The organism is Waddliaceae bacterium, assembly GCA_018694295.1.
Classification (GTDB): Bacteria; Chlamydiota; Chlamydiia; order Chlamydiales; family JABHNK01; genus JABHNK01.
In genome coordinates this window covers 1-12632 of sequence record JABHNK010000031.1, presented here as the reverse complement: position 1 = coordinate 12632, position 12632 = coordinate 1, and the positions used below count along the sequence as shown (strand labels likewise).

Here is a 12632-nt window from a genome sequence, read left to right as displayed (position 1 = left end):
CGAAGTTTCCTCTGGACTCCTGTTTGCCGTGTCGCCACATTCTCATCGTTCGTCGCTTCGTTACTATGAAGTGCGCCAGCTAAAAAAGCGCTTAGCCCGCTAAGGCGGGCTCATTTTCGGCTTACGCCAAAAATACCTGCGCTTTATGACTGGCGCACTTCGCAAGCGAGTCCCGCCATCGGCGATTTTTGCTAGTCCGCAAAAATCCTCTCCTCGGCGGGACAAAAAGATAAGATTTAAAAGAAATGTAGAATCTAGGTTTATATACCTACCACAGCCATGCATATTCCTTTATCTCATCGCCATCGTTTCGATGGTGATGACAGCGAAGGCAAGGCAAAGAGCGAAGGCGTTTCGCCTTTGCTTTTTGCTTTGTCGCGGGTTTGCAAAGGGCTCGCTCTTTGCCGCGGATTGTTAAGGGCGCGGAGCCCTTAACACTAGGAAGAGGTTTTCGAAGGCTGCGGCGGGTTTTAGTGAGCGTGCGAGGGCGAGTTTTGTTTCTGATATGATTTTTTGCAGGTATTCTAGTGGTGGTGGCGTGGTGATTTCTAGGGTGTTTCGGAGTTGTTGTTCTTTATCACGATGGAAGAGCAGTGTTGTATCGCCGTCGAGGGCTAGGAGGTGCAGGTCGCGATACCATGTGAGGATATCTTCTAGCAGTGCTGTTGTCTCTCTGATGGATTGCACTGAGGCGGCTCCTTCAATTTCTTTCTGTACTGCTTGTTTTTGTATTGCTGTAAGGTCTTTATTTCCTGTGAGGGCATGTTCTGAGCGGACTTCTTCGAGGAGTTTCTTCTGTTTGTCTTCGATAGTTTTCGTCATCGTTATGACGTCGCTGTTGAGGTCGTTGTAGCTTTTGTAATGTCCTTTTTCTAGTATATTGTATAGTGCTTTTCTTGCGGTATTGTCGCCGGAGTTTTTTATTCGGAGTGCTCGTCCTATTGATCCTCGTGCCTGCCATGCCAGGTGCTGTGCTTCATCTTGTGAGCATCCGTGGTTATTTTCTAGGATTTTCTGTATTTCTTCTTCTTTAAGGGCGTGGAAAGTTATCTTTTTACATCTCGATAGTATTGTTGGGAGGAGAGCGTCGGGGTTATCTGTTACTAGGATTATTATTGCGTCGAGGGTAGGTTCTTCGAAAGTTTTTAGCAGTGCGTTAGCGCTGAATGTCAGCATCCTATCGGCGTCTACTATTATGAAGATTTTTTTATCGGCTTCGTATGGTGGAAGGTTTACTTCTTCGATAAACATCCTCATGCTTTCGATGCTATGGAGTGCGAGTTTGCCTTCGGGTTTGTAGATATGTATATCGGGGTGGTTTCCGGAGGATATCTTTTTTACGTTGCTTTCAGCGTTCTTTCCTTGCGACAGTATCATCTTCGCCATTGCTATGGCGAAGAGTGTTTTCCCTACGCCTTCATTCCCTGCGAACAAGAGTGAATTCCCTATTGTTCCGCCTTCTACCATGCGTTGCAGGCATTTTTTTGCTATGTCGTTGCCGATGAGGTCTTTCATGAATATTTTTGCTCGAAAGCTGTGAGGACGTCGTTATATACGCCATCTTTTGTTTGTGTTGCGTCGATTATACAGTAGCGTTCTGGATATTTTTTTGCCTGTGCGAGGAATCCTTCTCTTACGGTGTTGTGGAAGTCGATATCTTCGGATTCTATGCGGTCGTTACCATCGAGTCTTGCGAGGCCAATTTTGGGATCGATGTCGAAGAAAAATGTTAGTTCTGGCCATATGTTATCGCATGCGAAGGAACATAGTGTCTCGACTTCTTCGGCGCCGAAGCCTCTGGCGTGTCCTTGGTATGCTATTGACGAGTCGTTGAACCTGTCGCACAGCACTATTTTTCCGTCGTTGATGGCGGGTTTTATTAGTTCTTCGACGTGTTGTGCTCGTGCTGCTAGGAAAAGGAGGAGTTCTGCGCGGTCGCCGACGGCGGCATCGGTTTCGTTGCTGAGAAGCCACTGTCGTATCACTTCGCTAAGCTTAGAGCCTCCTGGCTCGCGCGTTATTACTATAGGGAGGTTCCGTTTTTGCAGCTCTAATGCCAAGCGTTCTATTGCTGTCGATTTCCCCGACCCTTCTCCGCCTTCGAAAGTGATAAACATTTTTTATTCCTCGTGTTCTTCTTCCTCGATGTCTTGTTCTGGTGCTTCTATAGCCTCAACGACTTCTTCTGTTTCGATGACCTCTTCTGTTTCGATGATTTCTTCTCCGATAGAGTCTTCTGTTGGTGTTACTGGGAGGAAATTTTCTTCTTCGCAGTCTTCGTCGTTGTCGTCTTCGTCTTTGAAGCTTTCGACTTTCTGCATAGCGACGAGAGTGTCTTTCTTTTTGAGGTTTACGAGTTTGACGCCTTGTGTGTTACGTCCTTGTACACGCATACCTTCTACGGGGATACGTATCGTCTGTCCTCCTGACGACATCATTATGATACCATTATCGTCAGTAACTGGAAGCGCTCCTATTACTGCGCCGTTACGTTCGCTAGTTATTATCGATCTTACGCCTATTCCTCCACGGTTTGTCTCACGGAAGTCTTCTACGCGCGAGCGTTTTCCAAAGCCGTTCTCACATATTGTGAACATCGTCTCGTCGCCGTCGACGACTTGGCATGTAACAACTTCGTCGGGGTTTTCTTTGTCGTCGCGCAATGTTATCCCTCTAACGCCTCGTGCGGTACGTCCCATGCTTCTAACTTTCTTTTCGTTGAAGCGTACTGCCATACCTTTCTTTGTGAAGAGCATAATTTTCTGGTCTTCGCTAACCATACGTACAGAGATAACTTCGTCGCCTTCGTCGATAGTCACGGCGTATACTCCTTTACGTCGTGGGTGACTGAAAGCTTCTAGTGCGGTCTTTTTCACTATACCATTTCGTGTGGTGGTAAATATTGAAGCCTCTTCGTCGAAAGAACTCACGCGCACTACAGCGGCGACGTGTTCATCGGGCTGCATATCACCGAGTAGGTTCACTAGCGCTTTACCTTTTGATTTACGTCCTGTTTCGGGAATTCTCCACACTTTAATCCAGTAGCAGCGTCCTAGGGAGGTAAATACAAGTAGGTAGTCGTGAGTATGTGCTACGTACAGTCTTTTTATTATGTCGTCATTGCGATGCATCTGCATCCCTGCTATCCCCTGTCCTCCGCGGCGTTGTTCACGGAAGGTATCGACGGGCATACGTTTTATGTAGTCGTCCTGTGATATTGTTATTACTACTGGCTCGTTAGCGATGAGATCTTCCATCTCCATATCGGTTTCTGCCGCGACGATCTGCGTCTTACGCTCGCCTTTATGTCCTTTTTGTACAGCTTGCAGCTCTTCTCTTATGATATCTTTTACGAGGCCTTCACTGGAGAGGATATCTTTAAGGTTTTGTATTGTTATGACAAGCTGGTCGTATTCGTCTTGGATTTTCTCACTTTCCATGCCTGTGAGCTGGTATAGGCGCAGGTCTAGGACGGCGTTTACCTGTCTTTCTGTGAACTCGAAGCGTTCTACTAGCTCGTTTTTTGCTTCTAGACGGTTTGCGCTGGAGCGTATTATCCTCACAACCTCGTCGAGGCTATCGATGGCTTTGAGGTATCCTTCTAAGATATGCGCTCGGGATTCTGCTTTATTTAGCTCGTAGCGCGTCCTGCGTCGTATCACTTCGATGCGGTGTTCTATCCACGATGATATCATCTGCTTGACGTTCATCGTCCTTGGGAGGCCTTTATCTAGTGCTAGCATGTTACATCCGAAAGACGATTGCATCTCTGTATGTTTAAACAGCTGGTTTACTATGACGTCTGTTATCTCTCCACGTTTTAGGTCTACGACGATACGCATTCCGTCTTTGTCGCTCTCATCGCGGAGGTCAGAGATTCCTGTTATCTCTTTTCCGTTGATGAGGTCGGCGATATGTTCTATTAGTCGTGATTTGTTGACGTTGTACGGCAGCTCATCGACGACGATACGCTGTCGTTCTCCTGGCCCTGCGATATCTTCGATATGCGTTACTGCGCGGATGACGAGTTTCCCTCTTCCGGTGCTGAAGGCATCGTATATTCCTTTAAAGCCGCATATCGTCCCTCCTGTTGGGAAGTCTGGTCCTGGCATTACTTTAAGGATATCGTCGACGGTGGTTAGCGGGTTCTCGAGGACGAGCATTGTCGCTTCTACGAGTTCTCGTAGATTATGTGGAGGGATATTCGTCGCCATCCCTACTGCTATCCCTGAGGATCCATTACAAAGGAGGTTAGGAAATTTTGCTGGAAACACTACGGGTTCTTTTTTTGTTTCGTCGTAGTTAGGGATCATATCGACGGTATCTTTGTCGAGATCTTCCATAAGGTTCATTGCGGCGTGTGTTAGTTTCGCTTCTGTATAACGCATTGCTGCTGGAGGGTCACCGTCGATAGAGCCGAAATTTCCCTGTCCATCGACGAGGGTATACCGCATTATCCAGTCTTGCGACATCCTTACTAGTGTTGGGTATATCACCTGCTCACCGTGTGGGTGGTAGTCTCCTGAAGTATCACCGGAGATCTTTGCGCATTTACGGTGTTTGCCTCCTGGCGACAGGTTCAGCTGTCTCATAGCGTATAGTATTCTACGCTGTGAAGGTTTAAGCCCATCGCGAGCATCTGGTAATGCTCGTGATATTATCACTGACATCGAATATCGCAGGTAGCTTTCTTTAACTTCGTCTTCGACATTACGAAGCAATATCGACTCATCTTTTGTGTAGTCGGTCATAACAATAAAATTCCTTTTTTTATACGTCTAAATTCTTAACAGAAAGGGCGTATTTCTCTATAAACCCTCGTCGTGGTGCTACTTCTTCGCCCATAAGCATTGTGAACATATGGTCGGCGTCTACGGCATCGGGAACGGTGACGCGTAAAAGCGTACGTTTTTCTGGGTCCATCGTCGTCTCCCACAGCTGGTCAGCGTTCATTTCACCTAGACCTTTATAACGTTGTATTTCTATGCCGCGTCTTCCATTTACGCGCATGAAGTCGATAAGCTCTTTTAGGATATATATTTTCGTCTTCTCGCCTTTATCTTCGACGATATCGTACAGGCCGCCATTAGGGGTGATATAATTTTCGAGGTCTATATTAAAACGTGCTAGTCCGTGGCGTATATTTTCCATAGCTTTCTCTTCGAAGAGCTCTGTACAAGGCAGTGCTCTTGGTCTAAAGAGTTTATCTTCTTCAGTGATTTCTTCGGGAGGTATTTTCTGCAGATGTTCTTCATAATCGCGGCGCTGTTTTTCTTCGTGTTCTACAGCGAGGTTCTCGAACTCTTTATCGGTATATACGAATCTTTTTTCTTCTCCTAGTGTCACCTGGAAACGCGCCAACGCCCCTACATCGCTTTTCGCTGCGAGGAATTCCCTGAAGGGCACGCCTTTACGCTCTACTGTCGCTATCAAAGCTTCGATGTCGAGGATAAGAGATACGAGGTGTCCGACCTCTTCTTTATCGATTGTGGTGCCATCGGAGACCTTTTTTAGTGTGATATCTGAGCGTCCTAGCTCTAGTAGGTAGTCATCCATCTCACGTTCTGATGCGATATAGCGTTTATGTTTTTTCCTTGTAACGCAGTATAGTGGTGGTTGTGCGATATATATGTAGTTATTTTCTACTAGGGAGGTCATATGTCTGTAGAAGAAAGTAAGGAGGAGCGTTCTTATATGCGAGCCATCGACATCGGCATCTGTCATTATTATTACTTTATGATATCGCAATTTTTCGAGGTTGAAATTTTCTGCTCCGATACCGCATCCTAGTGCTGATATCATCGTCCCAACTTCACGGTTTTTTAGGACTTTCTCTAATCGTGCTTTTTCGACGTTTATTATCTTACCGCGTATTGGGAGTATCGCTTGGAAGCGTCGGTCTCTGCCCATCTTCGCTGAGCCTCCTGCTGAGTCCCCTTCGACGATATATATCTCACATTTTGCCGGGTCGCGTTCTTGACAGTCGGTAAGTTTTCCTGGAAGTCTTGCGCTGTCGAGGACGCTCTTCCTTAGTGTGAGGTCTCGAGCTTTTTTCGCTGCCTCACGCGCTCGCGCTGCTAGTATTGATTTCTGCGCTATCGTTTTCGCTATAGCGGGGTTTTCGCCGAGGTATACGTTTAGCTCTTCACCGACGATCTGCTGTACTATAGAGCCTACATCGGCGTTACCGAGGCGCTGCTTCGTCTGTCCTTCGAACTGCGGGTTTGCCACTTTTGCTGAGATCACTGCTGTAAGGCCTTCGCGCATATCGTCGCCGGAGATCGCCATCTTATCATTTCTGAGGATGTTATTGTTCTTGATATATGTGTTTAGGACACGCGTCAATGCCGTCGAGAACCCTGTCAGGTGTGTGCCTCCGTGTCCTGTAACGATGTTATTTACATACGAATGGACAAGCTCTTTGAAGCCTCCGTTCCATTGCATAGCTACTTCTACTTCTATAGGGCCGTCATCGCCATCTTTTACGCCATGGAAATATATCGGTTCTGGGAACATCGGCTCTTTATGCTCGTTGAGGTATGAAACGAATGATTTAAGGCCGCCTTCGTAGCAGAACTGCACATCTTCTTTATCGATATCGCGTTCGTCACGGAAATATACGTTGATTCCTTTGTTTAGGAAGGCAAGCTCACGGAGTCTCTTAACGAGGCGTTCGTATTCGAAATCTACGACATCGAAAATCTCGGGGTCTGCCCAGAATGTTACCTTAGTGCCGCGTTTCTCAGTATCGCCAATTTCTTCGATGGTGCCTGTTGGGATGCCGCGTTCGAACTCCATGCGGTGTTTTTTTCCGTCGCGAGCGACGGAGACTTCGAGTCGTTCTGACAATGCGTTTACACAAGAAATTCCTACTCCGTGGAGGCCTCCTGACACCTTGTAAGCGCTTTTATCGAACTTACCTCCGGCGTGTAGTATCGTCATCACGACTTCCAAAGCGGAGACGTCTTTCCCCTGCTTACGCGACTGCTCTACATGCTTCGCTACGGGAATACCGCGTCCGTTATCTTCTACTGTGACTGACTGGTCTTTATGTAGGGTAACATGTATCGCGGAGCAGTGTCCTGCCATAGCTTCATCGATGCAGTTGTCAACGACTTCGGTGACTAGGTGATGAAGGCCGTTGAGGCCTGTATCGCCGATATACATCCCTGGTCTTTCCCGTACGGCTTGAAGTCCTTCAAGGACGGTGATATCGCTTGATTCGTAGTGTTTTCCTTCTTCCATAGTTTCCTTCTCTTGTTTTTCTTGTTCTATAATCACAGTGGCCGCCTCTTAGTTAATACGGAAAATTATGGTTTTGATATTGGTTCCTGGGAACTTGTCACGCAAGCTTTTGAGGAGTCTGGACTTATATTCTCTGTTGAGGAGACTGTAAAGCGTAGAGTTCTTTACCTTTACGAAGAGTTTCCCGTCTTCGAATTCTACTGCTTTTGTCATTGCTGCGAGCTTTTCGCCGATAACCTCTGGCCATGCCATAATGATGAGATCACCACGGCTTTCATATGACCTTCCTATTCTTTTTAGGACGAGCGGCAGAACCTCTCCGAGTCTATGGCTTGTTGTATGTATACCATCATAGCCCCGAGGCGTACGTCGACCAATGCCCTTATATGTACGTCGACCAGTTTTTCGCATTTATTTAATGCTCCTTATTAAGAAGGTATAGTATACCTAAAACCATCACATTTCTCAAGGTTTTTAACGTCTTTTTTGCTATCTTTTGAGAGCTTTTTCTCTACGTTTTTTTATGCCTCCGTAACGCCTTTATGATAAGGGAAATATAGCATCTCAACGCTATTGATGCCTCTCTTTTCTCTTGCGGTAAATCTTCTTTTTTGGCAAATATTTTAGGTAACAGCAGAAAAACTCAAATAAAACCCGTGATTGCGACCTATCCTTTGCCATAGGTTTTTTGCAGTGGTACAGGTGCGAAGATGAAAGACGAGCGAATGTTAAAACATTCGCGAGGATAGAATCAAAGCAGATGTGCTGCTGCAAAAAGACATATGGTGAAGCTAAACAGAAAAAGGCGTCGCAGGAAATAGCAAGAAAAATGATAAATATAAAAACTTGAAAATTATATAGTTGTGAATATTAAATTCATAATTTAACAACATGAACAATAGACCTATTTTCTTTATCCTCCATAGTGTCAGGCAATCTGGCTCATTTTGTTCCTCGCGAATAGTTTCAACTATTCGCTTGTCGCGCACTGAGCCATCTTACCTAACTCTATGGCGCTAAAGAAAAGATAGGTCACAATCAAGGGTTAAAGGTATTATTATGTCAAAAAGTCCTTTACATCAGGCACGACTAAGCTACGCTCCTAAGCTTCCATTAATTTTGCAGGAGGTCTCATATCTCGAGCATTCGGAGGGCGAATCTACTAGTGCTGCTGCCAATGTCGAGGCTTTAAAGAATTTATTTGCATGTACTTTTGGGCAGCCGCTAGTGCTTTTCAATAAAGGAGAGCGTAGGGAATGCCCTCCTTTACGTGTAGGCGTCCTTCTTTCCGGCGGGCAGGCTTCTGGCGGCCATAATGTCATCGCAGGCATCTTTGATGCTTTGAAGGCGTTAAACCCCGACAGCGTCTTGTATGGCTTTTTAAAAGGCCCTAACGGGATCATCGACAACGATACCATCGAGATCACTGCCGAATTGTTGGAAGGCTACCGAAACCAGGGAGGCTTTGACATGATAGCGTCGAGCCGCACGAAGATCGAGACGAAGGAGCAATTTGAGTCTTCGCTGAAGACGGTCCGCGACCTTTCTCTTGACGGTGTTGTTATTATTGGTGGTGATGATTCCAACACCAATGCCGCGATGCTTGCGGAGTATTTCGAGAGTTCGCAGTGTCGCACTCGTGTTATCGGTGTTCCCAAGACCATTGACGGCGACCTCAAAAACAAATATATTGAGACATCTTTCGGCTTCGACACGGCTTGTAAGATATATTCCGAGCTTATCGGCAACATTGCCCGCGACGCTCTTTCTGCGCAGAAGTATACTTTCTTTATAAAGCTTATGGGTCGTTCTGCTTCGCATATCACGTTAGAGTGTGCCATGCAGACGCATCCTAATATAGCGATCATCGGCGAAGAGGTCCATGCTGCCAATAAAACTATCGCCGACGTCACCAAAGACATCTGCGATGTTATCTGTCTTCGCGCCAAAGAAGGTAAGAACTACGGCGTCGTTCTAATCCCTGAAGGGCTCATAGAATTCATCCCAGAGTTTGGTATTCTTATCAAAGAGCTCAATGAGGTCGTCGACAGGATCTCCGACGAAGAAGACCGCATTGCCGCCGTAATAAACCTTCTTCCCGAAAACTTAAAAGAATGTTTTACTTCTTTACCGAGAACCATCCAGGAGCAGCTTCTTTTCGACCGCGATCCTCATGGAAATGTCCAGGTGTCGCGTATCGAGACCGAGAAGCTTCTCATCGCCACCGTCACCACCGAGCTCAGCAAAAGAAAAGAAGCAGGAAAATACGTTGGGAAGTTCTCTCCACAAAATAACTTCTTCGGGTATGAAGGTCGTGCAGCGTTGCCGTCGAACTTCGATAGCGACTACTGCTACGCCTTAGGATATAATGCTTCAGCGCTTATCGCCCATGGTTTTTCTGGGTATATGAGCTGCATCCAAGCCCTCAACAAGCCCGTAGAAGAGTGGAAGGCGCTAGGGATACCGATAACGATGATGATGAACATCGAAAAGCGCCACGGGCAGTCTAAGGCAGTAATAAAAAAAGCCCTCGTCGACCTCGAAGGAGATCTTTTCGCTACCTTTAAAGCCGAGAGCAAAAAATGGGCCACTAACGACGACTACCGCTATCCCGGCCCCATACAGTTTTTCGGAGATCCAGAAATAACAGACAATATAACCCTAACATTGGAGCATATATCATGAAAGTAGCGGCACCGCAACCACCGCAACAATCAGCAACACCTTTGATCCCTGTAGTTTCCTGTAGAGATGATATCTACATTGTCAATATCCTTAATCCTGGCTTGTCATTAGAATCTACAAAAAAACAAGGGTTTCAGCAATTCATATATCAACCTAAACGCTACAGAAGACCGCGCAAAAACATATCATCCCGACACCTAAACAGAGCAAGAAATAAACGTCTTTGTCTTGCTATTGGCGCTGCTGTTCTTACAATAGCAGCAGCAGCAATAACAACAGAAATAATAGCAACGGCCTTCTTCGAAAAATTCCCGCCCCACCCACACTGTTGACGAAGAGCTCCTTCGTAAAAAGCAAATAGAGCATAACAATTCAGCTAGGAAACAAAAAAAACGCGGATGGTGTTTATGTTAAAAAATATTATAGTCATCGTATCAATGTTATTCTTTGGGTCACAACTTATAGCGTCGCCTTTTTCTTCTGATGTCGAAAACACCCTCAAAACCTCTATAGCCTCGGTTTATGGCAGCGACAAGTGCGACGAGGTTTATGATGGCGTCATGGCCATAGCGGAGAATGTCCTTTCTTCGCGCAGCACAGCGCTCCGTGAAGAAGAAGTGAAGCGTCCTGCTGGCTGGCATAAAGACGAGGTGATGTATATGTTCTATGCCGACCAGTTCGGCACCATCGACGGCAGAGAATGAACCTTCGACGACCTTATTGGCATGCTCGACTACCTCGAAGACCTTGGCGTCACGGTGATATACATACTGCCTTTTATGGAGTCGCCCATGGGCGATGTAGGCTTCGACGTCAGCAACCCCAGAGAGGTACGCCACAGTCTTGGCGGCATGGCAGCGTTTAAGAGGTTTTCCGCCGCAGCGCACAAGCGTGGCATAAAGATCAAAGCCGACCTCGTTTTAAACCACCTCTCCGAAGAACACGAATGGTTCCAAGACGCCCTCGCCGGCGACATCGCCAAGCTCGACAACTTCATCGTCACCAAGACTGCCCCAAAATACCAGCGTCGTTTTGACGAAGAGCGCGGATATGTCATCGACTACAAAGAAGACGACGGCACCATCACCTCGCGTAGGCTTGTTTTCCCGGAGATATGCGAAAGCCAGTATAGAAAGGTCACCATCGACGATGCCGACTACTACCTATACCATATGTTTTACCCTTTCCAGCTCGATGTCAACTGGAAAAACCCTAACGTCTTGTACTATATGCTCGACGTCGTGGGACACTGGGCCAACAATGGCGTAGACATCTTCAGGTTCGACGCCATAGCATATTTCATCAAAGAGAAAGGCCACAACGGCGAAAACCACCCAAAGACCCACGACGTCGTCAAGATTGTCAATGCCTTCGTCGAAAGCGTCGCACCGTCATCGGTGTTACTCGCCGAGGCATGTCAGAGGCCCAACGACATCCTGCCGTACTTCGGCGAAGAACGCCCAGGCTCTTCACGCACCGACGAAGTACAGATGGCCTACCATTTCCCTTACATGCCGGCGGTATGGTATGCCCTCGTCACCGGCGACAGCAGCGCCTTCTGGGAGACTCACAACGACACTCCCGAGATCCCCGAGAATGCTTCTTGGGCGACATTATTGCGGATACACGACGAGCTGTCGCTCGAGATGCCCGAAGCGCCAATACGTAAGGCTCTATACGATGCCTTGTCGCCCAAAGGCGTAGCGTTCCGCCAAGGGTACGGCATAGGAGGACGTATGGCCGACTTCCTTGACAATGATCCCAGAAGGATCTCGCAGGCCTTCGCTGTGCTGCTTTCGCTACCGGGAATGCCGATAATATATTATGGCGATGAGATTGGTGCCAGGAACAACTGGGAATACGCCTATGCTTCTGCCGAGGTACGTAAAAAGATAATGGACAGCGGCGACATCGAATCCCTGTCTTCCTTCGACGGCAGAGACATCAACCGCGGCCCTATCGCCAAAGAAGCGTTCTATGGCGCCAAAGACAACAACGCGATATATGACAATATTAAGAAGCTCATAGCGGCACGTAAGGGCAGCAAAGCGCTGACGCGTGGCGAGTGCATCGAAGCACGGCCTGATGACACGAAGGCGATATTCTCGTACGTTCGGACCTTCGAAGAAGAAAGCGTCTTCGTCGTCCACAACCTCAGCGATGAAACCGTGACTACGAAGGTGTCCTTACCACAAGAATACATCCATGAAGGACCTTTTTACGATATCGCAACCGACGAAGAGGTCGCTATTGCCGCCGAAAACGGAATAGTCGAGGTTACGCTAGGCCCATACAGTTCGATATGGACAAATGCATCGAATCTGCATTAGTTCGGAGCTCGGAATAGGAATTTCTACCACGGAGCCACGGAGAACACAGAGAACGAAACTGGCTGGGTGATTTCCCCAGACCCCTTTTTGAGCTGGTCACTGGTCACTGATTACTGGCCACTGTCTACACCACTCCCATTATAGGATTTGAGTATATAGGATCTGTTATTGTAGGCTCTATCAAGCCGATGTCTTCGTGTTTCTTTTTCAGCCGCGCTAGCTTTTCTTCCATCGTCGTCATCAGCACCTCGTCGGAGGTCTCAAAGGAAGGCTCGGAGTCGGCGCCTTCGGTGTATGGGGTGTATATCTCTTTGTATGCATTCTGGGCCTGCTGCCTGTCGTATATCGTCCATGATTTACATGCTTCGAAGG

The 12632-nt window shown here is 47.2% G+C and carries 10 protein-coding genes; 4 read left to right on the top strand and 6 right to left on the bottom strand.

The annotated features are described in order from the left end of the window. Window positions 1-414: 414 nt before the first annotated feature. Genes HN980_03565 through HN980_03545 form a run of 5 tightly spaced genes read right to left on the bottom strand, consistent with a single transcriptional unit; the run spans window position 415 to window position 7656 of the window. Entirely contained in the window at window positions 415-1515 is a 1101-nt protein-coding gene (locus tag HN980_03565) for an AAA family ATPase (GenBank protein ID MBT6928557.1), read from the bottom strand. Next, entirely contained in the window at window positions 1512-2117 is a 606-nt protein-coding gene (locus HN980_03560; protein MBT6928556.1) for a dTMP kinase, read from the bottom strand. The genes HN980_03565 and HN980_03560 overlap by 4 nt, the downstream gene beginning before the upstream one ends. A gap of 3 nt (window positions 2118-2120) precedes the next feature. Further along, window positions 2121-4751 carry a DNA topoisomerase (ATP-hydrolyzing) subunit A gene (gene gyrA, locus HN980_03555; protein MBT6928555.1) on the bottom strand — a complete coding sequence of 877 codons (2631 nt, stop codon included), beginning with the start codon at window positions 4749-4751 and terminating at the stop codon, window positions 2121-2123. A gap of 19 nt (window positions 4752-4770) precedes the next feature. Then, window positions 4771-7245 (bottom strand): DNA topoisomerase (ATP-hydrolyzing) subunit B, encoded by a 2475-nt coding sequence (gene gyrB, locus HN980_03550; protein ID MBT6928554.1) that lies wholly within the window; start codon window positions 7243-7245, stop codon window positions 4771-4773. Between the two features lie 48 nt (window positions 7246-7293). Beyond that, a complete protein-coding gene (locus HN980_03545; GenBank protein ID MBT6928553.1) occupies window positions 7294-7656 on the bottom strand; it encodes a DUF721 domain-containing protein in 363 nt (120 codons plus the stop codon). A 648-nt stretch (window positions 7657-8304) separates the two neighbouring features. Between HN980_03545 and HN980_03540 the strand changes: the two genes are divergently transcribed. The 4 genes from HN980_03540 (at window position 8305) to HN980_03525 (ending at window position 12260) form a co-directional block, all read left to right on the top strand. After that, window positions 8305-9930 carry a diphosphate--fructose-6-phosphate 1-phosphotransferase gene (locus HN980_03540; protein ID MBT6928552.1) on the top strand — a complete coding sequence of 542 codons (1626 nt, stop codon included), beginning with the start codon at window positions 8305-8307 and terminating at the stop codon, window positions 9928-9930. Continuing rightward, window positions 9927-10262: a hypothetical protein gene (locus HN980_03535; GenBank protein ID MBT6928551.1), complete on the top strand. Its 336-nt coding sequence runs from the start codon at window positions 9927-9929 to the stop codon at window positions 10260-10262. Before HN980_03540 ends, HN980_03535 begins: the two co-directional genes overlap by 4 nt. Window positions 10263-10337: 75 nt before the next feature. Further along, window positions 10338-10634, top strand: coding sequence for a hypothetical protein (locus HN980_03530; GenBank protein MBT6928550.1), 297 nt, complete (start codon window positions 10338-10340; stop codon window positions 10632-10634). Between the two features lie 21 nt (window positions 10635-10655). Then, on the top strand, window positions 10656-12260 hold the full coding sequence (locus HN980_03525) for a hypothetical protein (GenBank protein MBT6928549.1): 1605 nt from the start codon (window positions 10656-10658) through the stop codon (window positions 12258-12260). Between the two features lie 124 nt (window positions 12261-12384). Here HN980_03525 and HN980_03520 read toward each other — a convergent pair. Further along, the coding region (locus HN980_03520; protein ID MBT6928548.1) for a hypothetical protein at window positions 12385-12632 on the bottom strand (248 nt) is incomplete at its 5' end.